Origin of the sequence: Haloarcula sp. JP-Z28 (assembly GCF_011440255.1) — an archaeon.
Classification (GTDB): Archaea; Halobacteriota; Halobacteria; order Halobacteriales; family Haloarculaceae; genus Haloarcula; species Haloarcula marismortui.
In genome coordinates this window covers 1-25,623 of the sequence record NZ_JAAOHT010000065.1, presented here as the reverse complement: position 1 = coordinate 25,623, position 25,623 = coordinate 1, and the positions used below count along the sequence as shown (strand labels likewise).

Genomic DNA, 25,623 nt, shown 5'->3' with positions numbered 1-25,623 from the left:
TGCTGGCGACATGGCGCCAGCAGGGACGCAATCCATATGACGAGCTCAAGCGAGTCTCCCGGAACAACGAGATGATTTCACGAGATCAGGCTGTGCCGGCCGTTGAGTCCTCGGGGTAAACACGTACGATTAGAATAACAACTGTACCAGCATTAGGGGCTGTTGGAATCGCTCCCGCCGTTCGCTTTAGTCGTCACCGGGAACGAACTCAGCGACTCCGCTCAGGTTTCGTGACCAGACGCCCTCACCACGGTCGAGTCCGTCGTTCCACTTCCCCACAACGGTCGAAACTGCGAGGTCGCCAGTGACGTTGTTCATAGTTGCAATCCGCCCAAGAATAGGGTCGACCCCAGCGACGAATCCAACGACCTCCAGCGGAAGGCCGACCTGTGTGAGAATCACAGTGAGCATGACGATCCCCGCTCCCGGAACGCCAGCGGTTCCGATGCTGATGAGGACGGCCACAATTAAGACGAAAATTTGCTCAGTAAGCACTAGTGGCTGTCCGACGACGTTTGCGGCAAACATCACGGTGACCGCCTGTCGGATGGCAGCACCATCCATGTTCGCCGTGGCACCGACCGGGAGCGTGAACGAATACACTCGCTCAGCGATCTGCAGGTCTTCGTCCGCATTGCGCATCGTAACAGGGAGCGTTCCGCTCGACGACCGAGTCGCGAACGCAGTCACCATCGCGTCCTTCGCTCCGCTGAGGAACGCAATCGGCGACACGTCGGCAATCACGCTCATCAAAAGAACGAGATAGGTGAAGCCGATGTGAATGCCGATTGCAATAGTGACTGCCAACACGAGCTCGCCCAGCGAGGAGAACAGGCCGATGCCTTCAGTGCCGATGCCGGACGCCATCAACGCGAACACACCGAGCACACCGAATTCGAGGACGCCACGGACGATGACAAACATCGCCTCAGCACCCACTTCGAAGGCCTCGAACACTGAATCGACACTCTCTGCGAGCGCGTCTTGCCGGGCACGGACGTATGTCAGCGCGATTCCGAAGACGATGACGAAGAAAACCGTCGCCAGCAGATTCCCCTCTGCGAGCGCCGCGACGGGATTGTTCGGCACGATACCGAGAACGACATCAAGCAACGACGGCGGCGCTTTCGATTGCGCTTCACCGCCGCCGAATTCAAGCCCACGACCCGGCTGAAGCACGTTTGCAACCGCGAGACCAATGATTCCTGCGAGGGTCGTCGTCAGGGCGTAGAGACCGACTGTCGCACCGCCGATTTTTCCAAGTTTTGCGGGTGAGAGCTGTCGAATCCCGGTCAGCAGTGTGAAGACGATAATCGGGATGACCAGCATATTGAGCAGTCGGAGGAAGAGGTCGCCTACTGGTCTGACGACAGCCATCTGCTCCCCGAACACGATACCGGCACCTGCTCCCAGTACGAAGGCGACAAAGATGCGCCAGATGAGCGGGATAGATCGATACCGGCTCCATAGCGTGCGAATGGGTTGTATCATATCACACAGCAACGGGTAGTCTTATAAAAACCCGTTAGCCCCGCCAGTATGTGCAAGCGGCTATGATGCGGTTTTCTCTTACAAGGTTCCGTTTTCAGACGGGTCTGTCGCCAAATGGCAAGTGCTACAGCCGTTCATCTGAAAAGGATAGCAAAATAGCGGTTGGAATTCGCTTGTTTTCAGAAGCGCGACGCCGTTGGCACTCCTGCCTGACGGTCATTCTTACCGTTTCTCGCTTCGCTGTCGAGTTTCCCGTATCTAGAGAGTGGTCCAGTCAGTGACGGCCTGCTCACCCGGTTGTGGTCAGTCGGCCGGTGGACTGGTTTTCGGTTCGACGACCCGACGAAGCTCCGCTCGCAGCGCCGTCCACTTCGCCGCGATGAATCCCAGCAGGATACATCCGAACCCACCGACGGTGGCGAGCGTGACCTGCTGACCGAGCACGAGCCAGCCGGCGAGCGCGGCGAACAGGGGGATGACGTACTCGATGAAACTCATCTCGATAGGGCCCAGCTGGTCAAGTAACCGGAAGTACAGCAGGAAACCGCCGATACCGGCGACGACAGCCAAATACAACAGCGCCGCAAGCGCGGACGGCGTCCACGATGCGTCCGCAAACGACTGTCCGGGAAGTACGAGTACGGTGAGATGGAGGACAGCGGCTCCGATAGCCATCAACCACGCCTGTGTGGCCAGAAACGACATCGACGGACTGGTGTCGTGCGTGACGACGGCCGGGATGGCGAACGCCAGTGCTGCTGCGAACACGAGCGCGATTCCGATAGTACTGCTGAGGAGATTCGCTGGGTCAGGGTCAGCAATGACGACAACGCCGGCGAAGCCGAGTACCACGCCGACCCCAGTATTCGCGGTGAACGTGTCATCGCTCGACGCGAGCTTCGTCAGCGCGGGCGTTACGACGGGAACGAGACCGAGCAGTACGGCGGCGACGGCCCCGGTGACGTACTGTTGCCCGGTGAACAGGAATACGTGATGCACCCCGATCATAAGCGAACCCCCAGCGAGGACGTACACGTAGTCGTCGCGGGTCTGTGGCCGCTCTAGCGCGCCTGTGACAGCCAGCGCGGCAAACAGGAGAACGGAGGCGATGTCGAAGCGGACGGCAGCGAACGGTACTGGCGGCAGGTCGGCAAGGCCGACATCTGTCGCCATGAATGCAGTACCCCAGATTGCAGCCAGGAGGAGAAAGCAACCGGTCGTTCGATAGCGACTCATTCAGTTGCCGGTCACCACCCGACGGTAAAAGGGCCGTCGAAGCCTGTTGCAAATTGCTAGATGTTGCCACTGCGCCAGCGACCACTGACGCGGTGCCGATGACCGGGCGGCATCTGTCCGGGGAATACACGGTTGGGACCAGTGTAGTAGTGAGTAACGTCGACAGCGGTCCAGTTCTCACACCGAAAGCTAAGCCTGCTTCAGAACCGGCATTTGGATGTAATATGAACTATATGGGTAAGCATATTTCAGATTTGAGAACATATATTGCAGAAATAATAAGAAAACACCCTATCTGGATATAAGTCTATGCCGGCGAATAGCGGGCTATGCCGTTGGAATGCAGTTCTGTACCTCTGCTATATCCGCACTTTCAATGATTGTGTCCGCTGCGTCGACTGCTGTTTCGGGAACGCGTTCATCGGGGTCAAATAACACCGCGGTATCTGCCTCGATGAACGCCTCTGTATCAGTGTGTGAATCGCCGATATAGGTGATTGAGACAGGATTCTGTTTGCTTCGAATTTTTCTCAGTAGCTCTCCTTTCTCATTGGGACCGACACCGATATCGATAGCCGAAACCCGTCTATCCTCGAACCGAAGCCAGTTTCCACGAACAAACGCCGGTTCGTACGGCTCGAATCGCGCTGCAAGGTTCGCAACGCCGGCACTGAGGATGCCGAATCGGATATCCGTTTGCTGGAGGTGGGCGAGGAGGTCGACAGCACCTGCTTTCGGCTTGAGGGCCCGGGTCGCACGAGTGATATCTGATCTGGTGATATCGTTCGCACGCCACACGTCGACCGCTCCCTGACACCACTCTGTAAACGTAATTTCTCCGGCCTCGAACCGGTTCATTAGCGTCTCGGCTTCCGGTGTTGTTCCGTAGAGGGTGTGCAACAGCTCGAACCCGCCGCGCTGTCGAGTGAGCGTCCCGTCGAGGTCGAACACTACAAGATGCGACATACTACCGTTCTGCAACAACCTCTATCTCAACGTCGATATCGACTGGCAATTTAACGACTTCCACAGCACTGCGTGCAGGATAGGGTGGTGACATGAGCTCACCGTACACCTCGTTCACCTCGTCGTAGTATCGCATATCCTTCACGAACACCGTCGCCTTCACCACATCGTCAAGCGAAGCGCCACCGGCCTGCAACACGGCCGCGACGTTCCGGAGTGTACGCCGGGTCTGTTCACCGGGCGTGCCCTGGATTACCTCGCCGGTATCCGGGTCGACTGGCCCCTGCCCGGAAACGTACATACGGTCACCGCTAGCGATTCCCTGTGAGAACGGGCCGATACTATCAGGTGCGTCGTCTGTTGTTAGTTCTTCCATGGCTGTTTAATTGGGTGTCGGCTTTTCGTCCGCATCGTAGACCTCGTTGATGAACGATGTTGGCAGGCTCGTCGTCAATCCGCCGTCAAGCACCAGATTCTCACCGGTCAAGAAACTCGACATTTCGGAGGCAAGGAATAGGGTCGTATCAGCGACTTCTCGCGGTGTGCCGAACCGCCCGAGCGGATACTGGTCGAGCCAGCGCTCCCGGGCGCTCGTTTCACCGGTCCGTTCCTCCGTGTTTTCCATCTCCGCCCGCCTGTTCGCTGTTTCGATGGTCGCCGCCGAAATAACGTTCGAGCGGACCCCGTGTTGCCCGTAGTGGGCGGCGATGTTTCGGGAGAGCGCCAGGAGTCCGCTTTTCGCCTCGGAGTAGCCGGAGAGACCGATACCGAACAGGCCGTTGACTGATCCCATATGGATTATCGACCCGCCGCCAGCGGCGACCATCGCTGGCAGTACCTCTTTGCTCAGGAGGAACTGGCTTTTCAGGTTCAGGTCGACCATCGATTCGAAGGTCTCCTCGTCACACCGGTGCAACAGATTGGCGGATTCGTCTGCGCCACCAGCGTTGTTCACAAGCACGCGGATGTCCCCGAACTCTTGGATGGTCGTGTCGACAAGGTCCCGTACCGCCTCCCGGTCTGTAACGTCACATTCGACCGGAACAACGCGGCCATCGTGTGTCTGGGTCAGTTCCGTCGCAACCGCTTCCACGTCCTCGTAGGTGCGCGAACAGACGACGACATCGCCACCAGCTTCGGCGAACCGGGCCGCGATCTCGCGCCCGATACCCCGTGACGCGCCAGTCACAATGGCTGGCCGGTCCGCTAATGATAGCTTTACCATGACACTGGCACCCACGTAAGCTGCCCTCTTGAAAGTTGCTCTTGGCCGTTCATGTGATTCGATACTCCTCGATGGCAGCCATGTCGATAGAAACTCCGAGACCAGGACCGTCCGGGGCCGGGAGGCAGCCGTTGCTGACCTCGAACGGCCGCTCAATGATGTCTGCCTCCCAGCCGTAGTACGTCGAATCTGGGGGCAAGGAAAAGCCCGGGATGCCGGTGAACGCGTGGAGGATCGCCGCCGTTCGAATCCCCAGGTCGAACGCACAGTGGTGGGTAAAGGGAACCCCGGCGTCTTCAAGCATGGCGGCCTGCTGTCGAATTCCACTGATGCCGCCGGCTGGGGTCAGGTCGATAACGCCGACATCCATCGCGCCAGCTTCGACAAGCGATTGCAGATTATGCGAGATATACGTGTCCTCGTTCGGCGCGATCGGCTGGCGGAGTCGTTGTCGGAGCCGGGCTAGCGATCTGTGTGCATCGACGCGAATCGGCTGTTCCATATACTGCAGGTAGATACCCGCATCTTCGAGCATCGCGCCGACCCGAACCGCCTGGTCGAGCGTCCAGCCCTGATTCGGGTCGAGTCGAAATTCGAGCTGTCCGTCGACCTCATCGTGCATCGCTCTGATTCGCTCGACATCCTGTCGCCAGTCCCGTCCTGCCTTCGTTTTGAGGACAGTGAAGCCCGCTTCGTGCGCTTCTCGGGCTTTGACACGAGACTCCTCGGGCGAGAGGATGCCGAGACAGAAGGCAACAGGGACCTCAATAGGAGCAGTACTGTCGCCATCGACGCTTTGCCGGTGTTGTTGTGTCCCCTGTGTCGGTGCTGTCCATCCGCCGAGCAGCTCGTACACTGGTCTATCGAGGGCTTTCCCGACGATGTCCCAGCAGGCCGTTTCGACGGCGGCAAAGAACATATCGACGTTGGTGTACTCGACGAACACCTGCCGGCGGAGTCGCTCGATTTCGAACGGCGACTGGCCCTCAATCATCGGCCCAACCCCGTCTTCGATAATCGACTCGGTGGCTTCCGGTGACAGGAAGACACGCATCTCGCCCCAGCCGCTAATGCCCTCATCTGTGTCGACACGGACGAGGACGCGTTCCATCGAACGTAACTTTCCGTGGTTGGTCACGTACGGCCCGATTCCGAGATGCTCATCCAAGTCGGCCAACGGTACATCTACAGTTACCGCTGACACGCCAGTTATCTCCATGCCATTCTGTCGTCCGGGAACCGATATCAAAGTACCGCTTCCCCCTCTCAGCTCACTGTCTCGATGGCGGTTTCGACCCACTCCAGTGACTGCTCTGGAAGCAGTCCGTAGTTATAGAAGGATAGCCGCGGCACTCCTTTCGAGTCGAGAGTCTCCACGATATCGACCACGGTCGCCTCGTCGTCGATGGCCGGATGGCCCGGCAGGAGACCAACGTGGAGTGGCACGTCATCAATCACCGTCTCAACGGCGTTGTACGCACCTATGACTGCGTCACTTGACGACTCGTAGGCCGGCAGACAGTAGTAATCGACGTGGTTCGAGAGCGCTTGTAGGTCGGCCCCGACGATCCACTCGCGGCCGGGTTCCGGTGCGCCGACGTAGTAGCCAAGCGGTGTTGTTCCCGCGGCGTCAGCCAGTGTGGCGTACAGTGACGACAGCGTCCGTTCGCGGACATCGACGTACGCGGCGACAGTACTGTGCTCCGCAAGCCAAGCCTCCGGTGAGCGGTCATGTGACAGCTCGCCAGCGACGATATCGTCCAGCGCGTTGGCTACCGTCTCGCGTGCCTGTTCAGCATCGACGTCCTCAGCCGTCGCATTCTCCTGACAGTGTGGACAGAAACACATCCCGAGCAGGAACTCTCCGAGCACCCCCAGCCGTGCGTGAATCTTCTGATGGTGCCATCCAAAGCCCGTCCCGTAGAAGTAATCGAACGTTTCCAGTTCGATACGGGCAAACGTATCGCGGGCCGCCAGATCCGAGACCAGTGCCGAGAGATACGTCTGGACCGCGGGTTGGGACGGGCACAGGCCAAAGATCAGGTCGTCACCGTGTGCAGATTCCAGCGTGTACTCGGGGTTGGCCATCCCGAGCCGAGAGTTGTGGCAGCCGACTGTCCAGGAATTGAGTGAAAGCTCTGACAGGCCGGCGGCGATGTCCGCGACCCAGTCCCCGTCCATCTGTTCATACGGCACTGGTTCGAGGTCCCCGTACTCTGGCCCGGGCTCGAAATACGAACTCGCGCGGGCGAACAGCGTCCGCCGCTCCGGATTGTGTGGCGTGAATGCCTGCACAGTGTGATAGTTCGTCGCAAGGTTCAGTTCGTCAACGCCGACGCCACGCAGTCGTGTTTCCACCTCGGCCGGCCCTTCGTCCAGAAGGTCCCACGGGTACGCCCACATCGCGAATTCCATACGCGACCAACTATGGCGGCGATAATAAAAGTAGAGGCGGTTACTCCTTGACTGCGCCAGCCGTCATGCCAGCCACGATATACTCCTCTAGGAAGGCAAACAAAATCAGGAGTGGGATAATACCGATAACAGAGACGGTGAGCATCATCCGCCAGTCGGTCTGCAGCGCACCAACCATCGAGAAGACGCCGCGCGGGATGTTGTACTTCGCACTGTCAGTGAGGAAGGTAAGCACGAACAGCAGCCGATTCCACGCGTAGAGGAACGTGTAGGTGACACTGGCGACCAGCGCCGGCTTCGTGAGCGGGAGCACGATCTTCGTGAGGATCTGCAGTTGGCTCGCGCCGTCGATACGCGCTGACTCTTCGAGCGCGACGGGGATCGTCTTGAAATACCCGTACAGCATCCAGACATTGAACGGCAGCGTGAACGCTGCCGCCGGGACGATCACAGCCAGATAGGTGTTGAACAGTCCCATCTGAGAGATAACATCGAAGAGGCCGACGATCAACACAACCGGCGCGAACATCTGGACGACCAGCACGGAGAGGAGAAAGGTTCGCTTCCCCACGAAGTCGTTCCGGGCACATGAGTACGCGGCCGGTATCGCCAGCAGAAGCGTCAACACGACCGTCCCCACCGAGATGATGAAGCTATTGCCGACCCAGAGCAACACGTCGGTCTGTGTCCAGACCTGCAGGTAGGCCTGGAGGCTGGGGTCGCTGGGGACCAGAGTCGCCGGTGCAGCGAAGATCTCCGACTCCGGCTTGAGCGTACTCGAGAACATCGCGTAGAACGGCAACATCATGAGCCCGAGTAGTCCGATCAGCACGCCGTAGAGCCGGACTTTGCGGAGACTGCTCCGGTCGTGGCCTGCCATCGTCATAGCTCGTCACCGCCGCGCGTGTAGATGCGCAGGTAGATGATTGCGAAGCCGAACAGGAACAGGAACCCGATGACACTGTAGGCGGCTCCGCGCCCGAGGTTCCCGTTCTGGAGCCCCACCTGATAGATGTGAATGACGAGCGTTGCCGTCGAACTGATCGGTCCGCCGCCGGTCATTGTCCAGATGACGTCGAAGCTGACGAACGTCCAGATCGTCGACAGCAGCGTGGCGATCAGGACGACGCTTTTGAGCTGTGGGAGCGTGATGTACCGGAACTGGTGCCACTTCTCGGCACCGTCGATGGCGGCTGCCTCGTACAGTTCCTGTGGTATCGATTGCAACCCTGCAAGGAAGATAATCGCCATGAACGGCGTTCCGATCCAGATATCAGCCACGACGACGCCGAGCCACGCCAGACTCGGGTTTCCGAGGATACCGATACCCTGTTCGATGATGCCGAGTTTTAGCAAGATCGCGTTGAGGTAGCCGAACTGCGGGTGCTCTATCCACCGGAACACCACAGCGGAGATCGCGTAGGGAATCCCCCACGGGATGAGAAACGCCGTGCGGAAGAACTTCCGACCGCGGATATCTCCCTTGAGGTGAACGGCGATGAGCAGTCCCAGCAGTGTCTTGCCCGCGACACCGGCGACGACCCAGCGACCGGTCTGCCAGAGCAGTCGGTAGAAGATGTCGCTGTTGAATATTTCGACGTAATGCTGGAGTCCCACGAACGTCTCGATGTTCGAGTCGGCCGGCGACTGGTACAGTGACAACCGGAACGTCTCGATGATCGGGTACCCGACAACGGCCAGCAGGAACACCGCTGCGGGAGCAATGAGGAGGTACGCTCGGCTATTGCGCTGGACGTACGCCAGCCCTCGTCCGAGACGTGAGTCATCGGACGTTTCAGTGTATTCCTCTGCCAGACTCATCCCTGTCTGTCACTCCATGGCATCTTCGAGATCACTCTGGGCATCGTTGAGCGCCTTCTGCGGTGACTTCCGGTCCGCCAGTGCTTCCTGAATGGCTTGGACCATCCGGTCGTTGAACTCGCTGAAGTTACCGAGCTTCGGTCGGGCGCGGGCGTACTGCCCCGCCTCGACGAACGGTCCCCAGTTCTCCGAATCCGAGAAGTACGAGCGCTCACCGACGGCTTCGACGACGGGGAGGAACCCTTTCTGCTTCGAGTACTGGAACCGCCGCTCCTCGTCGAAGTAGAACCGAACCAGATCCCGGGCGAGATCTTTGTGTTCGCTCTGACTCAGGATGGCGAGCGTGTCGATAGTGAACAGGCTGTACCGACCTTCAGGGCCACGCGGTACCTGCACGATACCGTAATCGAAGTCGACGTCACCGTTTTCCTTCGCGGCGGTGATGTTGAGTCCCGTGTACACGTGCCCGATGACCATCCCGAGGTCACCGTTCTCGAATAGCTGTCGGATGTCCTGCCGAGTTGAGGAGAGTGGCGATGACTGCGTGACATTGTGTTCGAGATGAAGGTCGGTGTACAACGAGAGGGCATCAACAGCGCCACTGGAGTTCACGACTGGCATACCTTCGTTGTCGACGAGGTCCGCGCCGTGTGACCAGTGGTAGTGGTAGTACTGCGACCCGGTTTCGATTGCGTCGGCCCCTGCAAGGCCCAGTGCTGGGACGCTCGCATCACTGTCACGGATCTGCGTTGCGGCATCCAGCATATCCTGCCACGACTCAAGCGACGGGTCTTCGGGGTCGAGCCCCGCCGTCTCGAAGACATCTTTGTTGTAGTAGAGGCACTTGTTCGAGGCGGCCCATGGCACGCCGTAGTGGGAGCCGTTGTACATCGTTCCCTCGGCCACGCCGTCGTAGAACTGCTCGCCGAACTCCCCGTCCATCATGTCATCAAGCGGTTCGAGTGCGTCTTTGCCCACCAGCTGGGGGATCCAGCGTGCCGGCCACCGACTGACATCGGGCGCTTCGCCGCCGTCGACACGGTTGTTCACGGTTTGCCGTGCGTTGTCCCACGTAACGCTGGTGAACTCTACGTCGACGCCGTGTTCGTCCTCGAAGGCCGCGTTGTTCTCCTCGAAGAACTGCTTGATGTTGTCCCCGACGCCCATCGTGAGGAACTGCACGCTCTGCGTACTGCCGTCGCTGCCGCCACCGCCGCTCTCACTGTCGCCGTCACCCCCGTCACTGCCGCTCCCACCGTCGCCGCTGCACCCGGCGATGGCGATGGCGCCGCCTGCGCCAAGCGCCTGGAGAAGCCGTCGGCGGTCGATACTATCCTCGACAGACTTGTCGTTGTTATCGGGCTGCATCGTTAATGTCACCTATTTCCATGTACATAATTCTTTGTGTTGTGTCGCTCATTGGTCAGGCATTGTTCTCGTGAATCGCAACCATGAGGGCCGCGAGTTCGTCGCCGATGACCGAGCGGATTCGTTCGCCTGTCTCCGCGCTCGCCTGCTTCGGCGTCCCGATAGCTCCGGATGAGGAATACTCGTCGAACGAGCGGTAGACAGAGACGTTGCCCCCGTCAAGCAAGTCTTGCCCGCCCCAGCCGTAGTGTTCGTCCATCGGTTCACCGTCGCGGACCGCCGGGTCACCCACGAGGTCTGGTCGGAGCGCAAGCATGAGGGACGTCTCGAACTCACCGCCGTGAGCCATTCCCCCTGTCTCGGTGGTCCGGAGCTCCTCGATTCTATCCGACGCCAGATGGAAGTACGTCGTCCCGAGTACTTCCGCATCAGTGTCGACGCCCACAGTACTCACGACGGCGTCGATGAGTGAACTGTTCCCGCCGTGGCCGTTGACGAACAGCACCGCGTCGAATCCGTTCTGGATGCCAGCGTGTGCGATATCCTCAAGTGTCGCTCGCAAGTGCGCGAACTCGAGTGAGAGGGTCCCACCGAACGACAGATGGTGTGGCGAGAACCCACTCCAGACCGGCGGTGTCACGACGACAGGAACGCCATCTAGGCGCTCGATAGCAGTGTCGACCATCGCCTCGACGAGGAGTGTGTCGGTGACGACCGGGAGGTGGTTCCCGTGCTGTTCGACGCTTCCGACGGGAATAACGAGAACTGAGCCCGGCTGTTCGCCGACATTTCGGATCTGACCCGCAGTCATCCCAGCCCACTCGCTCTCTTTCCGACCGATAGTATCGTACAACATATTACACCGACTCTGTCCGCTGCAACTGATTCAGTTCCACACGCTCGCCATCTGGACCGAACAGATGCATATCCTCTGTATGAAACCCGAGCGCGATTTTGTCGCCCCGTTCTGGGCGGTACTCGCTATTGACCCGGGCAACGACTTCTTTCGACCCGCCTGCAGTCTCCAGATAGAGGAAGTTGTCAGACCCCATTGGTTCTACGACATCGACAACTGTATTGATGTACTCGCCGGCGTCCTCGGCGACGAAATCTTCCGGGCGGACGCCCAGCGTGTACTCCCCGTCCGGAATGTCGACGTTGAGCGTAAACTCAATATTTGACGAGTGGAACGTCGCGTGCCCGCCGCTATTGGTTACACTCGCTTCGAAGAAGTTCATCGATGGTGACCCGATGAACCCCGCGACAAATTTGTTGTTGGGCTCATCGTAGCAGCGTTCCGGTGGCGCGACCTGCTGGAGTTCACCCTGATTGAGAATCACGATCCGGTCGGCCATCGTCATCGCTTCCGTCTGATCGTGCGTGACGTAAATCGTCGTCACGTCCAACTCTTCTTGGATCCGCTGGATCTCCGTGCGCATCTGTGTCCGAAGCTTCGCGTCGAGATTCGACAGCGGTTCGTCCATCAGAAACACGTCCGGGTCGCGGACAATAGCCCGCCCAAGTGCGACACGCTGTTGCTGGCCACCCGAGAGTTGCTTCGGCAGGTCGTCCATGAGGTCCGCAATCTCCAGCAGTTCGGCGGCCTCAGTCACGCGCTGTTCGATTTGATCATCGTACTCGCCTGACAGTCGGAGCCCGAAGGACATGTTATCGCGCACGGTCATATGCGGGTACAGCGCGTAGCTCTGGAACACCATCGCAATGTTCCGGTCCTGTGGACGAACGTCGTTGACTACGCTCCCCCCGATAGCAATCTCACCGTCGGTGACTGTTTCGAGCCCAGCAATCATCCGAAGTGTGGTCGATTTCCCACATCCGGATGGGCCGACAACGACGACAAACTCACCGTCCTCGACGGCCAGAGAAAGGTCCTCAACTGCAAGGACATCGTCGTCGTATACCTTGCTGACGTTTGATAGTGTAACTTCGCTCATACCGAGTAGAAGAAGCATCGCAATCATCATTAATAAATGTTGGTAGTGGTGGCAGAGTCAGGCAGACCAATCACATCGAAACCCGCGGGCCGCCTGTGGAGCACCGTCGGATATAACTGCGTAGCCGGCAGTTCTGCACCGAGGCCAAACGTTACACCCGCAAGTATGACCTATAGTATGCTGCAGAATACGGAGCAGAGACCGACTAAAGCGTAGAAAACAGGATACCAGAGCGTTTCCAAACCCTTTCAATGAGATTGAAAGTCACGTGGGACGCTCGTACGGAATACACGAATGTCACAAAACGACGACAGAGTGTCTGTAACTACTGAATCAGGTGTTGAAGCCTCCAGCCCACATGTTCATGTGGTTTGTTGCCACTCCCCGAGAGTAAGGAGAGTGCAGAAAATAACACTCGTACCCTTGTTAGAATATCGTCTCTAACGGGACACCGACAGTTTCCAATATGATTGGAAACATTTTGTCTCTCGACGGAATCTATTTTACCCTGCAAGAAAAAGCGCATCCATGCCCTCACAAAACAACAAAACGATCAGCGCGGTCGAGACAACGCTGGACATTCTCGCCGCTCTCGGAAAAGTTGAACCAGTCGGTCTTTCCGAGCTTGCGTCTCATCTTGATATCCCCACAAGTACTGTCTTTATCCACCTCAACACACTTGTCCAGCGGGACTACGTTGTCAAGGAAGCCGGGCAGTATCGTCGATCGTTCCGCTTTCTTGAGCTCGGTGGCAGCGTTCGGCAAAGACTGGACATCGGCCGACTGCTTCGCAATAAGGTTGAAGAACTCAGCAGAGAAACTGGCGAGATTGCTGGTGCCGGCATCGAGGAGAACGGCCAGCGGGTCATTCTCTACAGGAGCTCAGGCGGAAAGGCTGCAGGCGACGAAATTCCCATTGGGAATCACACAGAGATGCACTGGACATCGCTGGGCAAAGTAATTCTGGCGCATCTTCCGGTGGAAAAACGAAACGAAATCGTTGCCGACCATGGGCTTCCGAAAGGGACTGATAACACGTTGTCATCCCGGTCTGCTCTCGAAGCGGCGCTTGAACGAATTTGCGACCAGGGCTATGCGATAGACGACGAGGAGCATCTCAGAGGTGTTCGAGGTGTCGCTGTTCCGATATTCAACGACGAACAGGAAGTCATGGTGTCTCTTGGTATTACTGGGCCCAGAGATCGATTCACCTCCAGATACATGGCAAATCTGCTTGAGATACTTCGATATACGAAAAACGAAATCGAAGTTCGAAGTCAGTACTACGAATACAGTACGATAGACGGATAGACAAGAATATGATAGTGAAACGCTCAGCACCACAAACAAAATAGAAACGTAGCGTCAGTATAGGACGGCTTTTGTCTCCGAACTTCGCCGCGTAGGTATTGGCTCCTGTCGGTTCAACCCCTATATCCTATGTTTCGATTCGACTGTTTCATATGATCGAACTAGAAAAACCGTGGGAAAGCCATCTGAGTCTCTTCTTCATTTTGATTGTACGACTAAGTCTCGGGTCACCTCCTACATCATATAACGCCTGTACTTCTGTTATTCTTTTTGCGTGATAGTCAGACCGTGCCGACATTGTTTCGCTCAATCGAACTAGCCTCGAAAATAGTGTCACACACTCACATAGAAAATAATAGCGAATGACACTTCATGATTCTGGTTTTGTTCTACCGAACTACTAAATCCCATCAGACACACAGCCGACATATGTCTGTGAATACCACGGAACTATCGATCGAGATTATTGATATCGTCTCCGACCGTGACGGTGCACGGCTTCGGGATATCGTTGAAGAGGTAGACGTGGCAAAGAGTACTGCACATAAGCACCTCACCACGCTCCGCGACAGCGGCTTTCTGGTCAAACGCGGCGAAATCTACCAGGTCGGGTTGCGGTTCTTGAATTACGGTGAACAGGCACGAAGCCGATGGCCCGGCTATCCGCATATCGAGGAAGCAATCGCAGCCCTCACCGAACGGACAGAGGAAGAGTGTGACTTCGTGGCTCCGGACCGTGGCAGGGTTATCACAATCGCCGAATCGTACCACAAGTGGGCAAAGTTCGAGGGGACGACCACTGACGGACCATCGAAGGAGTACCGGGCCAGAACGGGGTCATATTATCACATGCACGCGACCGCGTCTGGGCTGGCGGTGTTATCCACCTATTCCAAGTCCCGGGTCGAAGACGTTATCGAGCGGTGGGGGCTCCCTGCACGGACTGACCACACGATCACGTCGCGGGAAGAGTTGCACGCCGAACTGGAGCAGATTCGAGAACGCGGCTACGCTGTCGACGATCAGGGGTACACTGACGGGATGCGAAGCATTGGGAAAGCCGTTCACGGGCCGGAGGGGGACGTGATTGGCGCGCTCAGTGTCTCGGGCCCGACCTATCGGGTCGATGGGATGGTTCTCGAACAGGAAGTTCCGAATGCACTCAGGGATGTCGTTGACGAACTTGAAGAGCGTCTCCGAACGACGAACTAATCTTGGCGGCGCGTTTCGTAACAACACCCTGTTTTCTAGCCACCGACTACTAGTCCGTCTCTGGCTGGAACATCCCACTTCATTTCTTCCCAAGCGATGCTTTCTGCTGGAATCGCGGACTGTGGTTGCATCAGAGTGGGGTATCGAAGGTAGTTTTTTATAATATGCGTGGAATATGTGCGTATAGCAATGTGTGGCAATAACGAGCATACCGAGAGCGAACCGATCCGACAGTCTGGAACCAGCCGTCGACGGTTCTTGACCGCCGCCGGAGCTGGAACCGCCGGTGTGTTTGCTGGATGCGCTTCGTTGGCCAGCGATGACGGCGACGGTGGGACCGGTGGTGAAAGTGGCGGTGCCAGCACGGGCGACAGTAGTAGTGGCCAGGATTTCAGCGGTGAGACACTGCGCGTAATGGTCTGGAGCGGGAACTACGCTGACCGCTTCGAAGAAACGATAAAACCGATGTACGAAGAGCGGACTGGTGGTCGATTACAGGTCAACCGCGGCTGGAACGAGATCCTGGCAAAAATCAGATCAGCACCGGAGGATCAGCCACCGTTCGATGTCACCATCACGGAGGGGTATTTTTACCTCCTTGGTCGCAACGATGACCTGTTCTTGCCGGTACGAGAGGAGAACGTGCCGAATCTGGATGGCGTCATTGACTATTACACTGATTTCCGAACCACGGAGTTCGGGGTCCCCGTCGACGGTGCGCCGACGACGCTCATCTATCGAAACGATCTAGATTTCGAACCGACCACCTGGGCCGACCTTGCCGCCCCAGAAGCCGCCAACGGGAATGGAATCGGTATCGACAAAGGGTTCTGGTGGTTCCCACAGCATGACGCTGCTGTCGCGATGGATGCGAAGGAGCTTGCTGGGGAAGTGTACGATGAGGACCTCTCGATGGACGTGTTTGACTATATGGAGGAGCAGTGGAACATCCAGGGCTGGGCTTCTTCCGGGGAAGACATCTGGCAACTGTTCGAGAACGGCATTATTGACCACGCGCAGTGGTACTACGAACAGACCGCGTACGATATTGACGACTATCCTAACCTGAGCCACACCGCACCGGATAGAAACAGCGGTTTCGTCAACCACTGGTGTCCGGTCCGTGGCACTGACAAACGGCAGATGGCGGAGGATTTCTTGAATTTCCTGCTGGACGCCGAGACCCAGACACGGTGGTCGGAAAACAGCCCAACGCTGTTTACGAATACGGACATGGAATACGCGACTGAGAAACTCAACGAGGACCTCCCCAACAACAGTGACGAAGCAGCGCTCGTCGCCTGGCCGGAGTTCGATTACATCAACTCGAACTTTGACAGCTTCAACCAGCGGATCTCGGAGATGGAGGCGAGTTCGAACTAGCGATGTCGGGACCGATGTTTACAATGGACCAGTGTCTCAGTGGCCAACACGAATTGCATAACTCATGTCGGAGATAGAACTACAGAACCTCTCGAAATCGTTCGGGGAGCTCGATGCGGTGACAGATGTCTCCCTATCCGTTCGGGACGGGGAACTGTTGTGCTTACTCGGTCCCAGTGGCTGTGGCAAGTCGACGACGATGCGAATGATCAGTGGGCTGGAGACACCGTCGTCCGGGACAGTCTACATCGGAGATGCGGACGTGACCGACGAACCGGCCTACGACAGGGACACCTCGATGGTGTTCCAGAACTGGGCGCTGTTCCCTTACAAGACCGTACTTGAGAACGTTGCGTTCGGTCTCAAGATGCGTGGCATGGGAAAACAGCAGCGGCGTGACCGCGCCAGCGAGATGCTGGACCGCGTTCACATGGATGGGTATGAAAGTCACAGTCCGACCGACCTCTCGGGTGGCCAGAAACAGCGTGTCGCGCTGGCACGGTCGCTGGCAGTGGACCCTGACGTGCTACTGCTTGATGAACCCCTCTCGAACTTGGATAAGCGACTGCGTGAGGAGATGGAGATCGAGCTGAAAAATATTCACGAAGAGTTTCAGAAAACGTTCGTTCACGTCACACACAATCAGGACGAAGCGTTCACCCTTGCTGATCGTATCGGCATAATGAACGATGGGCGACTGGTGCAGGTCGGAGAGCCGAATGAAGTGTATCGGGACCCGAAAAACAAGTTTGTCGAGGAATTCCTGGGTGATACAAACTTCGTCAGTGGTACTGTAAGCGACAGTGACGGCCAGTACAGCTATCTGGTGACGGAGTTCGACTCGGAGATCCGTGTACCGGTGACTTCGAAAATCCAGCCCGAAGCGTCCCTTACTGTCTCGCTCCGTCCCGAGTTCATGCAAATAGCTCCTCTCACCGATGAATCAACCCGGGCATCTCACCAGACCCGTGCCGACGGTAACGGCGGTGGTGGTGGTGTTTCCGGGACCGTAGAGAGTACTATTTATCGCGGCTCCAGCATCCGCCATGTCGTCGACATCGGCGGGGAGCAACTGTTCGTCGAACAGAGCGTTACTGACCAATCAGCAATTGATGAAGGAGATACGGTTGAGCTCAGCTGGGATATCGATGACATACTGCTGTTCCGTCCCGACGGCACGAGGGTGAGGGACCGACAATGAGTGTCGACTCCAGAACGACTGTGTTAGACCGCCTCTGGTCGCTATTTGAGGGACAGTCTGGCTCTCGCCGCTCGTTGTTGCTGATGAGCCCACTGATCCTGTTCGAGTTGCTGGTGTTCGTGGTTCCGTTTCTGTTGCTGGTTCGCATCAGTTTCAGCGAACAGTCACAGGGCCTCCCGTATGCCGAGGGGACGTTCACCATCGCATCGTACGTGCAGGTCCTCCAGTCTGAGTTGCTCCAGGGAATCATCGTGTATTCGTTCAAGCTCGGCATCATCGCGACGCTACTCACAGTCGTCCTCGCGGTTTTCTATGCATATGCCACTTGGCGCGCGAGCGGGGTGCGGAAATCGGCCCTGTTATTTTCGGTTGTGCTGCCGCTGTTGACGACACTCGTAATCAAGACGTACGTGTGGGTTCCGTTGCTGGCTCCGAACGGGACGGCCAACAGCCTCTTGCTCGCAGTCGGCCTCATTCAGGCACCCCTGCAGATAGTCCCGAACACGCTTGGCGTCGTCATCGGACAAGTGTATATCGTCTTCCCGTATGCGATGCTGGCAATTTACAGCGTCCTGACAACCGTTGAATGGGAGCTTGTCGAGGCGGCCAGGGACCTCGGAGCCAGCCGAATCCGGTCGTTCTTTGCGGTCGTTCTGCCAGAGATTATGCCAGGAATCACCGTCGCGACTGTTATCTCCTTTGCTTGGAGCGTCGGCGCGTATTCCGCACCGGCGCTGCTCGGTGCAGGGAGCGACCGCCCGTTCGCACTCGAAGTGCAGGAGCAGATGCTAGTCAATTTCAATTGGCCGATAGCCACTGCCCTCTCGACGGTAATGCTCGTCCTGATGTTCGTGAGCATTCTTGTCATCTACACTGTCCTCGGCCGCTTTGGAGGTGACGTGACCAATGCAACGTAGTCTCGAACGGCTTGGAACGGCAGCGTTTCGCATCGGTTATATAGCGATATTCGTTGTCATGCTGTTACCGCTGGGTATTGTTATTGCAACGTCCTTCTCCGCGTCGGGGAACTTGCAGTTCCCGCCGCAAGCGCTCTCCCTGCGATGGTACAGCGCGTTCTTTGCCGATGTGGTGTGGCTACGAGCGTTCGATAATAGTCTCGTCGTCGGTGTCGGAACGACGGTCGTCGCTACGTTTATGGGCATCACGGCTGCGTTCGGTCTTGAAGCACACAGAGGCCGGTTCGGTGATATCCTGACGCCCATCGTCATCCTACCATTGCTCATTCCGCCGGTCATCCTTGGGGTGACGCTGCTCGTGTATTTCAGCAGGCTTGGGTTTCGGTCGTCGTATCTCAGCATCATCTTGGCCCACAGTCTCTGGGCCACACCGCTCGTGTTCTTCGTGATGCAGTCCGTCTTCCAGCGGTTCGACTGGCAACTGCGCGACGCTGGGATGGACCTCGGGGCGAATCCGATCCGTGTGTTCATCCACGTCATCCTGCCGAACGTCAAAAGCGGGATACTTGTGTCTGCGCTGCTGGCGTTCATTATCAGCCTGCAGGAGTTCGTGATGGCGCTGTTCCTGTCGAACTATCAGACGCAGACGATTCCAGTGCTTGCCTGGAACTCCCTGCGCCAGTCGCTTACGCCTATCGTCAGTGTCGTCTCGACATTCCTCATCCTCATCTCCGTTGTCGGGCTCCTCGCCGCTGCTCTCGCCACAAATATCGAATTCGTGGCGAAACGGTTGTCCTGAAATTTCAGGGGGCCGTTTCGATTGTAAAATCGCCGGACTAACAGACGAAGCTGAATTTCTGAGATTACTATATTTTTGGTACAAGACTAAATGACGAGGACGCTATCAAGCAACTCTCAAAAAATTACATATCATTCCATCTGAAGAGCAGAGCGGGAAAATATTTTTATAATGTGGTACCGTCACACAATACGTATGCGAGCAGCTGTGTTAGAGGAGTACGAGGAGCCGCTAGCTATCAGAGACGTCGAACGCCCGGACCCGGACCCGGATGGCGTCGTCGCTAAGGTCGATGCCTGCGGTGTCTGCCGGAGCGACTGGCACGGATGGGTCGGCAACTGGGACTGGTTTGATTACAAGCCACCGCGGGGCCATATTCTCGGCCACGAACCGTCGGGGACGGTCGTCGAAGTCGGCGAGAATGTTGACACAGTCAAAGAAGGGGACACGGTCGCCATCCCGTTCAATTTTGCCTGTGGCCACTGTCACGAGTGCCGTGTTGGCTATGAAAACCTCTGTGAGAACCATCTGGGGCTCGGCTTCCAGCCCGGAGCGCCGGGGGCCTTTGCCGAAGAAGTCCCGATTCCAAACGCCGACATCAACGCTGTGAAGCTCCCTGATGGTGTGGACCCCGTCGAGGTCGCTGGCATGGGGTGCCGCTTCATGACATCGTACCGTGGAATGGCCCATCAGGCCGACGTGAGTCGCGGTGAGTACGTCGTCGTTCAGGGGCTCGGTGGTATCGGACTGTCAGCGGTCCACATCGCGGACGCACTGGGTGGAAACGTCATCGGTGTCGACCTGATGGACGAAAAACTCGAAATGGCTGAAGAGCTGGGTGCCATCGACACCGTCAACGCAGCTGAAGAGGACGATGTCGTACAAGCGGTCCGAGATATCACGGACGGCGGCGCGCACGTCTCTCTAGACGCACTGGGGATTGAGGAGACCTGCCAGAACGCTATCGAATCGCTCAGAACGCGCGGGCGACACGTCCAGATCGGCCTGACGACGAAAGAACAGCGAGGGTACAACTCGCTGCCCACGGATACGATCGTAATGAACGAGATTCAGGTGCAGGGCTCTAGCGGCCTCCCGCCGTCGAAGTACGGTGAGATGTTCCGGATGGTCGAGAACGGCAAGCTCGACCCCGGTGCCGTTATAACCGACAAAATCGGTCTGGAGGGCGTTAGCGACGAACTGGCCGCCATGACCGACTACGAGACAATCGGGATTCCCGTTGTCAACGAGTTCGCCTGAGCTATGCCTGACAGCGAGACGCGAACCGCTATGCGGAAGCGACATCTGCAGGCCCACGAGGACGCGCTGGCGGACATCGTTATCGAGCCGTGGATAGGTGGGACCTCAGTCTCAGGTTCAGAGCCGATTCCGACACGCGACCCGGTCATCGATGAACCGATAACGGCAGTCCCGGTCTGTGATGACGAGCTGGTCAACCAAGCTGTGCAAGTCGCCTGGGACGGCTTTGAAACGTGGAGTGACCGAACACCCACGGACCGATCACAGCGCCTTAGCGAGTGGGTTGACGTTCTGGAGGAGCACCTCGACGAGCTAGCCCTGTTAGAGTGTCTCGATACTGGCAAGCCACTGTCTGAAGCGCGCGGCGAAGTCGAAGGCGCGCTCAGGACGCTCGAATACTATGCGGCAGTTGCCAGGACACAACAGGGAAGTCAGATACCGGCACAGGGGGACCTCCATATGTACACGAGAATGGAGCCATACGGGGTTGTCGGACAGATCACCCCCTGGAACTTCCCTGCGTGGGCGGCCGCATGGAAGTTCGGGCCTGCCCTGGCTGCCGGCAACTGTTCTGTGCTGAAGCCATCCGCGTACACCCCGTTGACAACGGTCAGGATGGCACAGCTCTCAGATGGGATCTTCCCCGACGGCGTGATCAATGTTGTCACCGGTGGTGGGTCGACGACTGGGGCCACACTAACTGAACACGAAGGTGTCCGGAAGCTCTCGTTTACTGGGAGTGGCAGCGTCGGTCAGGAAGTCATGCAGACTGCCGCCGCCCGTATCGCTCCCGTGACGCTCGAACTGGGCGGGAAGTCGCCGCTTGTCGTCTTTCCCGATGCAAACATGCAAACGGCTGTCGACGCTGCCGCAGCAGGCGTCTACTACAGCACCGGTGAGATCTGTGATGCACTGTCCAGAGCAATTGTCCACGAAGACGTCCACGACGAGTTCGTCGACCGACTGGTGGCCCGGGCTGAATCGTACACGCTCGGTGACCCACTCGATGATGAGACGACGATGGGGCCGTTGACCAACGAGGACCAGTTTGAGACTGTGTCGGACTATGTCACCATCGGCCGAAACGAGGGTGCTACGCTCGTCACTGGCGGCACTGCACCGGATGACCGCGCCCTCGCTGACGGTCATTACGTTGAACCGGCTGTGTTCACAGATGTCGAGCCCGATATGCGAATCGCGCGCGAAGAAATCTTTGGCCCCGTCCAGACTGTCCAGTCATTCGAGACGTATGATGAGGCCATCGCGCTGGCGAACGACACGGAGTTCGGCCTTGCTGGAGGGGTCGCGACAGAATCGACTGATATCGCCCACCAAGCTGCCGCAGACATAGATGCAGGCGTCGTCTACATCAATGCATACGGACCGATCCGACCCGAAGGTCCGTACGGCGGGTTCAAAGAGTCGGGAATCGGCCACGACCTCGGCAGGGCGGCGGTAGAGCAGTACCAGCAACCCAAAACGGTGTACGTCAACCTCGACAGCCCTGAAATCTGAAGTGAAAGAATCACGAAAACCGGCGCTAGCACCCCTCCAACGGTATCTTGCACGTTATTTTGGCACCCGCCTTCACGCGTGGAGCAGGCGGGTTCTGGTTGACTTGTTTGATGAAATACACCGAATTGTGTAATAGCTCTTGCGAGTATAGGCGTATCTGCCATAGCTACGTTGAATATACACCAAACAAATTCCGAATACGAGCTTGCTGGTAGCGTAATCCGAAAAATAGAAGCAAACTTGGTAAATATTGGCTCCTATTTCTATGGAAATCTCTAAACCTGCCGAAGCGCCCATATATCTGTTCTGCTCCTGTTTATATATGTGTCATGCCACGGATTCCACGTTCATACTACGGCGAACTCGGCAACGATTCTGTTGTAGCATCCGCTTCAGGTCATAGGGTTTCAATACGCCCTGTTATCTCAGTGGTACATAGTGAGTCTTCGTCGCCACTGCTCCCGCCAACGCAACTCTTTCCATGTTGTTCGGGAACCGCTCGCGAAAGGATCGCCTTTTGAACTGACTGCGCTTCGTACTTCTAGTTTCGACACCAGCCACCCCACTGCAGTGACAGGACGCCCTCGCCCGACAGAATGACACCACAGGCTACTGATTCCGATATTTCCGAGACCACTGCTGAATCACCTGTCCGAACAGCCAATTCGACGTGGTGGCTCGTAGCGGGTACAAGCCTCATCTCGATGGGACTGGCTGCCTACGAGATCGTTCCTGCAAGCGTTACACCGCTTATTCGGGAATCACTGCAGGTCGGGCCGACAGCCGCCGGTCTCGTCGTTGGGGTCATGTTCGGGACCGCTGTCGTCGTCAGCCTCCCTGTCGGTGCTGTGCTGGACCGGACCGATTCAAGAACCGCGATGGCCCTTGCGGTGGGCATATTGGTCATCGCCGGGGTGTGGGGATGGCGAGCCGGCCGGCGTGGCCAGTACGAGTCAATCCTTGCATCTCGTGCACTGGGGGGAGCCGCGTATGTCGTCGTCTGGAACGCCGGTATCGATATGGTAAGCCGGGCCGTCGATGGCTCTCACCGCGCGACAGCAGTGGGCATCTTCACTGCGAGCGGCCCGGTCGGCTTTGCACTTGGACAGGGAACGGGGCCGCTCATTGCCCACCGGTTCGGCTGGCCGGCTGTCTTTCTGGCCTTCATTGTCCCCGCAATCGTGGGGCTGGCCGTCTTCTGGCCAGCGAGCCACGGGCACGGTGGGAGCCGCGGCGATGCCCCGTCCCTGCGAGAATTCGGGGCCGTGCTCCGGAGCCCGAGCGTCTGGCTTGTCGGTGTCCTCGGCTTCCTTGGTTACGCGCTGTACCTGTTCGTGAATAGCTGGGGCTCATCGTACCTCACACAGGGTCTGGACTTCTCTCTGGCCGTGAGCGGGCTCGTTGTAGCTGTATTCCCCGCTGTTGGGGTGGTATCTCGAATCAGCGGCGGACTCATTTCGGACCGGGTCTTTGATGGCAGACGGCGACCGGTCGTGCTGTGGTCGTTCGGTCTCGCCGCTCCGCTTCTCCTCGGGTTTACGCAGTTTCGCTCGCTGGCACTACTTGTTGCTGTCCTCCTGCTGATCGGGTTTGCGGTCCAACTGACGCTTGGCCTCTCGTTTACGTACGTCCGCGAACTCGTCGACCCGCGCGTCGCTGCAACGGCGGTCGCATTCCTGACTAGTATCGGCCTCGCGGGGGCGTTTGTTGCACCGATTGTCGGCGGCGCCGTGGTGAACAGAGCTGGATTCGAACCGGCGTTTTTACTGGCCGGCGCGGTCGCTATCGCTGGTATCGTTGTTGCATGGCAGGCCCCGGAGCCTGGACGCCAGTAGGATAAGACGCGCTCAACCCCGTTTCTCACGACACAGTTCTACGACCGCATCCCGGAGAGATCGGCTCAACTGATTTGCCGGTAGCCTGTGTATTGCAAACGAATGCCAGCCAAATCATTCACACTTGCGGCCGCGCAGGTAGAGCCCGTCTACCACGACAAGGAGGGAACGCTGGACAAGACATGCCGGTATATCGAGCAGGCGGGTCGGGACGGTGCAGACATTGTCGTCTTTCCGGAGACGTACTTCCCGGGGTACCCATACTGGCGGGGTAGTGTTTCTATCTCCAGATGGACTGATCTGATGGTGGACCTCCAGAAGAACAGTCTCCACGTTGACGACGAGGCTATCGAAATACTCGGCGAGGCAGTCGCGGAAGCCGACCTCACGCTTGTGCTGGGGACGAACGAAATTAGTGATCGGCAGGGGAGCGAGACGCTCTACAATTCGCTGTTTTACTTCGACAATACCGGGGAGCTGATGGGCCGTCACCGGAAGCTAATGCCAACCCACGAGGAGCGTGCCATCTGGGGCCGTGGCGACCCGTCAAGTCTGGCCACCTACGAAACGGATGTCGGCCGACTCGGCGGCCTCATCTGCTATGAGAACCACATGACGCTCTCGAAGGCGGCGCTGACTACAATGGGTGAGGAGATACACGCTGCTGTCTGGCCCGGCTTCTGGGAACAGCACGGTCATCCCGGAGACAAAACCCGAGCGGAGACGAGCGAAGCTGTAGACTCCTGTGATGTCTATCCCGCGATGCGTGAGTACGCCTTCGAAACCCAGTCGTTCGTCGCTGCGTGCTCGGCGTACATGAGCGAGGCTGTGCCGGACGGATTTTCGGAGGACGAACTCGGATTCAACGTCGCCGCGGGCGGGAGTATGCTGGTCAACCCGGCGGGGATTGTCAAAGCCGGTCCACTGATTGGCGAGGAAGGGCTCCTGACTGCCGAGTTCAGGGACGACGAACGCCGGGCGACAAAGGCGTACTTCGATGCGATGGGTCATTACACCCGATGGGACGCCGTCAATTTGTCCATCAGCGACGAGACACTAGCGCCGTCACAGCCTCAAGAAGCCAGCAAGCATGCCGTCGCCGGAAACGGCTCGCTTTCAGCAGCACGGGCACAGGCGATAGCCGACGAGTACGATGTTCCTGTCGAGGCTGTCGAAGCAGTCGCCGACGAATTAGTCGGCTAATCGGTCGCAGCTAGTCCATTCTTGAACGGACTGCAAAACGATGGTCGAAGTATTACTTGTTGTAACTGTCGGGAATCAACACGACACCGTGGAAATCGAAGAGGTCGGACACGACCGACTCAATACGACCGAAGTTCGGTGGGAGGGCGACGGCCGGCAGATAAAAATCGTTGTTCGAGAACTTGTTGTTCTCGGTAGCTCTCTTTTGTGATTTACTCATTTCAATATTATGTACTTGCTATAGCATTCTAAGCCCGTTGGTGGATAATTACGGGTATTTATTACAGGTAATTTTAATGATTGTTAGCATAGATTGCCCTCAGAACGCGTGCTTCTCGCCAAATATACCGAACGAGTGACAGATAGCCCTTGGATTGTTTTAGGGTACGTGTTTACCCCGAGGACTCAACGGCCGGCACAGCCTGATCTCGTGAAATCATCTCGTTGTTCCGGGAGACTCGCTTGAGCTCGTCATATGGATTGCGTCCCTGCTGGCGCCATGTCGCCAGC

Annotated in this window: 23 protein-coding genes; 10 read left to right on the top strand and 13 right to left on the bottom strand. The window is 57.6% G+C overall.

Annotated elements, in window-relative coordinates:
• Positions 1 to 186: 186 nt before the first annotated feature.
• The 12 genes from G9463_RS18655 to G9463_RS18600 all read right to left on the bottom strand — a co-directional run bounded on the left by G9463_RS18655 (position 187) and on the right by G9463_RS18600 (position 12,477).
• Positions 187 to 1,491 (bottom strand): dicarboxylate/amino acid:cation symporter, encoded by a 1,305-nt coding sequence (locus tag G9463_RS18655; protein ID WP_004965992.1) that lies wholly within the window; start codon positions 1,489 to 1,491, stop codon positions 187 to 189.
• 303 nt (positions 1,492 to 1,794) lie between these two features.
• Positions 1,795 to 2,727, bottom strand: coding sequence for a DMT family transporter (locus tag G9463_RS18650; RefSeq protein ID WP_011222723.1), 933 nt, complete (start codon positions 2,725 to 2,727; stop codon positions 1,795 to 1,797).
• Positions 2,728 to 3,054: 327 nt separating this feature from the next.
• Positions 3,055 to 3,693 (bottom strand): HAD family phosphatase, encoded by a 639-nt coding sequence (locus G9463_RS18645; protein ID WP_165897505.1) that lies wholly within the window; start codon positions 3,691 to 3,693, stop codon positions 3,055 to 3,057.
• Position 3,694: 1 nt separating this feature from the next.
• Positions 3,695 to 4,069, bottom strand: coding sequence for a Rid family detoxifying hydrolase (locus tag G9463_RS18640; RefSeq protein WP_004965989.1), 375 nt, complete (start codon positions 4,067 to 4,069; stop codon positions 3,695 to 3,697).
• A 6-nt stretch (positions 4,070 to 4,075) separates the two neighbouring features.
• The gene (locus G9463_RS18635) at positions 4,076 to 4,918 is read right to left on the bottom strand and encodes an SDR family NAD(P)-dependent oxidoreductase (RefSeq protein ID WP_165897504.1); all 843 of its coding nucleotides are present in this window, start codon (positions 4,916 to 4,918) and stop codon (positions 4,076 to 4,078) included.
• A 49-nt stretch (positions 4,919 to 4,967) separates the two neighbouring features.
• Positions 4,968 to 6,137: a mandelate racemase/muconate lactonizing enzyme family protein gene (locus tag G9463_RS18630; RefSeq protein ID WP_165897503.1), complete on the bottom strand. Its 1,170-nt coding sequence runs from the start codon at positions 6,135 to 6,137 to the stop codon at positions 4,968 to 4,970.
• Positions 6,138 to 6,184: 47 nt separating this feature from the next.
• Positions 6,185 to 7,333 (bottom strand): hypothetical protein, encoded by a 1,149-nt coding sequence (locus G9463_RS18625; RefSeq protein ID WP_127014628.1) that lies wholly within the window; start codon positions 7,331 to 7,333, stop codon positions 6,185 to 6,187.
• A 40-nt stretch (positions 7,334 to 7,373) separates the two neighbouring features.
• A complete protein-coding gene (locus G9463_RS18620) occupies positions 7,374 to 8,219 on the bottom strand; it encodes a carbohydrate ABC transporter permease (RefSeq protein ID WP_127014627.1) in 846 nt (281 codons plus the stop codon).
• Positions 8,216 to 9,154, bottom strand: coding sequence for a carbohydrate ABC transporter permease (locus G9463_RS18615; RefSeq protein WP_165897502.1), 939 nt, complete (start codon positions 9,152 to 9,154; stop codon positions 8,216 to 8,218). The genes G9463_RS18620 and G9463_RS18615 overlap by 4 nt, the downstream gene beginning before the upstream one ends.
• A gap of 9 nt (positions 9,155 to 9,163) precedes the next feature.
• Positions 9,164 to 10,522 carry a sugar ABC transporter substrate-binding protein gene (locus tag G9463_RS18610; RefSeq protein WP_165897501.1) on the bottom strand — a complete coding sequence of 453 codons (1,359 nt, stop codon included), beginning with the start codon at positions 10,520 to 10,522 and terminating at the stop codon, positions 9,164 to 9,166.
• Between the two features lie 55 nt (positions 10,523 to 10,577).
• Complete coding sequence (locus G9463_RS18605; RefSeq protein WP_007190555.1) at positions 10,578 to 11,378, bottom strand: creatininase family protein; 801 nt, start codon at positions 11,376 to 11,378, stop codon at positions 10,578 to 10,580.
• Position 11,379: 1 nt separating this feature from the next.
• Entirely contained in the window at positions 11,380 to 12,477 is a 1,098-nt protein-coding gene (locus tag G9463_RS18600) for an ABC transporter ATP-binding protein (RefSeq protein ID WP_165897500.1), read from the bottom strand.
• Between the two features lie 528 nt (positions 12,478 to 13,005).
• On the opposite strand from G9463_RS18600, the gene G9463_RS18595 reads away from it, so the two are divergent.
• The 10 genes from G9463_RS18595 (at position 13,006) to G9463_RS18550 (ending at position 25,113) form a co-directional block, all read left to right on the top strand.
• On the top strand, positions 13,006 to 13,788 hold the full coding sequence (locus G9463_RS18595) for an IclR family transcriptional regulator (RefSeq protein WP_127014623.1): 783 nt from the start codon (positions 13,006 to 13,008) through the stop codon (positions 13,786 to 13,788).
• A 429-nt stretch (positions 13,789 to 14,217) separates the two neighbouring features.
• On the top strand, positions 14,218 to 15,000 hold the full coding sequence (locus G9463_RS18590; protein WP_049938604.1) for an IclR family transcriptional regulator: 783 nt from the start codon (positions 14,218 to 14,220) through the stop codon (positions 14,998 to 15,000).
• Positions 15,001 to 15,189: 189 nt separating this feature from the next.
• Positions 15,190 to 16,383, top strand: coding sequence for a substrate-binding domain-containing protein (locus G9463_RS18585; RefSeq protein ID WP_165897499.1), 1,194 nt, complete (start codon positions 15,190 to 15,192; stop codon positions 16,381 to 16,383).
• A gap of 64 nt (positions 16,384 to 16,447) precedes the next feature.
• The gene (locus G9463_RS18580; protein ID WP_165897498.1) at positions 16,448 to 17,584 is read left to right on the top strand and encodes an ABC transporter ATP-binding protein; all 1,137 of its coding nucleotides are present in this window, start codon (positions 16,448 to 16,450) and stop codon (positions 17,582 to 17,584) included.
• Positions 17,581 to 18,501 carry an ABC transporter permease gene (locus G9463_RS18575; RefSeq protein WP_165897497.1) on the top strand — a complete coding sequence of 307 codons (921 nt, stop codon included), beginning with the start codon at positions 17,581 to 17,583 and terminating at the stop codon, positions 18,499 to 18,501. Before G9463_RS18580 ends, G9463_RS18575 begins: the two co-directional genes overlap by 4 nt.
• Positions 18,491 to 19,300, top strand: a complete 810-nt coding sequence (locus G9463_RS18570; protein WP_007190548.1) for an ABC transporter permease — start codon at positions 18,491 to 18,493, stop codon at positions 19,298 to 19,300. The genes G9463_RS18575 and G9463_RS18570 overlap by 11 nt, the downstream gene beginning before the upstream one ends.
• 195 nt (positions 19,301 to 19,495) lie before the next feature.
• Complete coding sequence (locus G9463_RS18565; protein WP_007190547.1) at positions 19,496 to 20,560, top strand: zinc-dependent alcohol dehydrogenase family protein; 1,065 nt, start codon at positions 19,496 to 19,498, stop codon at positions 20,558 to 20,560.
• A gap of 3 nt (positions 20,561 to 20,563) precedes the next feature.
• Positions 20,564 to 22,075 carry an aldehyde dehydrogenase gene (locus G9463_RS18560; RefSeq protein WP_165897496.1) on the top strand — a complete coding sequence of 504 codons (1,512 nt, stop codon included), beginning with the start codon at positions 20,564 to 20,566 and terminating at the stop codon, positions 22,073 to 22,075.
• 596 nt (positions 22,076 to 22,671) lie between these two features.
• Positions 22,672 to 23,910, top strand: a complete 1,239-nt coding sequence (locus tag G9463_RS18555; RefSeq protein ID WP_165897495.1) for an MFS transporter — start codon at positions 22,672 to 22,674, stop codon at positions 23,908 to 23,910.
• 102 nt (positions 23,911 to 24,012) lie between these two features.
• A complete protein-coding gene (locus G9463_RS18550) occupies positions 24,013 to 25,113 on the top strand; it encodes a carbon-nitrogen hydrolase family protein (protein WP_165897494.1) in 1,101 nt (366 codons plus the stop codon).
• Between the two features lie 52 nt (positions 25,114 to 25,165).
• Here the strand turns inward: G9463_RS18550 and G9463_RS18545 are convergent, their stop codons facing one another.
• Positions 25,166 to 25,333, bottom strand: coding sequence for a hypothetical protein (locus G9463_RS18545; RefSeq protein WP_165897493.1), 168 nt, complete (start codon positions 25,331 to 25,333; stop codon positions 25,166 to 25,168).
• Between the last annotated feature and the right edge of the window lie 290 nt (positions 25,334 to 25,623).

What these genes read in the sequence shown, in the direction of transcription:
- G9463_RS18655 (WP_004965992.1), bottom strand. Translation starts at nt 1,491, where the DNA reads ATGATACAACCCATTCGCACGCTATGGAGCCGGTATCGATCTATCCCG.
- G9463_RS18650 (WP_011222723.1), bottom strand. Translation starts at nt 2,727, where the DNA reads ATGAGTCGCTATCGAACGACCGGTTGCTTTCTCCTCCTGGCTGCAATC.
- G9463_RS18645 (WP_165897505.1), bottom strand. Translation starts at nt 3,693, where the DNA reads ATGTCGCATCTTGTAGTGTTCGACCTCGACGGGACGCTCACTCGACAG.
- G9463_RS18640 (WP_004965989.1), bottom strand. Translation starts at nt 4,069, where the DNA reads ATGGAAGAACTAACAACAGACGACGCACCTGATAGTATCGGCCCGTTC.
- G9463_RS18635 (WP_165897504.1), bottom strand. Translation starts at nt 4,918, where the DNA reads ATGGTAAAGCTATCATTAGCGGACCGGCCAGCCATTGTGACTGGCGCG.
- G9463_RS18630 (WP_165897503.1), bottom strand. Translation starts at nt 6,137, where the DNA reads ATGGAGATAACTGGCGTGTCAGCGGTAACTGTAGATGTACCGTTGGCC.
- G9463_RS18625 (WP_127014628.1), bottom strand. Translation starts at nt 7,333, where the DNA reads ATGGAATTCGCGATGTGGGCGTACCCGTGGGACCTTCTGGACGAAGGG.
- G9463_RS18620 (WP_127014627.1), bottom strand. Translation starts at nt 8,219, where the DNA reads ATGACGATGGCAGGCCACGACCGGAGCAGTCTCCGCAAAGTCCGGCTC.
- G9463_RS18615 (WP_165897502.1), bottom strand. Translation starts at nt 9,154, where the DNA reads ATGAGTCTGGCAGAGGAATACACTGAAACGTCCGATGACTCACGTCTC.
- G9463_RS18610 (WP_165897501.1), bottom strand. Translation starts at nt 10,522, where the DNA reads ATGCAGCCCGATAACAACGACAAGTCTGTCGAGGATAGTATCGACCGC.
- G9463_RS18605 (WP_007190555.1), bottom strand. Translation starts at nt 11,378, where the DNA reads ATGTTGTACGATACTATCGGTCGGAAAGAGAGCGAGTGGGCTGGGATG.
- G9463_RS18600 (WP_165897500.1), bottom strand. Translation starts at nt 12,477, where the DNA reads ATGAGCGAAGTTACACTATCAAACGTCAGCAAGGTATACGACGACGAT.
- G9463_RS18595 (WP_127014623.1), top strand. Translation starts at nt 13,006, where the DNA reads ATGCCCTCACAAAACAACAAAACGATCAGCGCGGTCGAGACAACGCTG.
- G9463_RS18590 (WP_049938604.1), top strand. Translation starts at nt 14,218, where the DNA reads ATGTCTGTGAATACCACGGAACTATCGATCGAGATTATTGATATCGTC.
- G9463_RS18585 (WP_165897499.1), top strand. Translation starts at nt 15,190, where the DNA reads ATGTGTGGCAATAACGAGCATACCGAGAGCGAACCGATCCGACAGTCT.
- G9463_RS18580 (WP_165897498.1), top strand. Translation starts at nt 16,448, where the DNA reads ATGTCGGAGATAGAACTACAGAACCTCTCGAAATCGTTCGGGGAGCTC.
- G9463_RS18575 (WP_165897497.1), top strand. Translation starts at nt 17,581, where the DNA reads ATGAGTGTCGACTCCAGAACGACTGTGTTAGACCGCCTCTGGTCGCTA.
- G9463_RS18570 (WP_007190548.1), top strand. Translation starts at nt 18,491, where the DNA reads ATGCAACGTAGTCTCGAACGGCTTGGAACGGCAGCGTTTCGCATCGGT.
- G9463_RS18565 (WP_007190547.1), top strand. Translation starts at nt 19,496, where the DNA reads ATGCGAGCAGCTGTGTTAGAGGAGTACGAGGAGCCGCTAGCTATCAGA.
- G9463_RS18560 (WP_165897496.1), top strand. Translation starts at nt 20,564, where the DNA reads ATGCCTGACAGCGAGACGCGAACCGCTATGCGGAAGCGACATCTGCAG.
- G9463_RS18555 (WP_165897495.1), top strand. Translation starts at nt 22,672, where the DNA reads ATGACACCACAGGCTACTGATTCCGATATTTCCGAGACCACTGCTGAA.
- G9463_RS18550 (WP_165897494.1), top strand. Translation starts at nt 24,013, where the DNA reads ATGCCAGCCAAATCATTCACACTTGCGGCCGCGCAGGTAGAGCCCGTC.
- G9463_RS18545 (WP_165897493.1), bottom strand. Translation starts at nt 25,333, where the DNA reads ATGAGTAAATCACAAAAGAGAGCTACCGAGAACAACAAGTTCTCGAAC.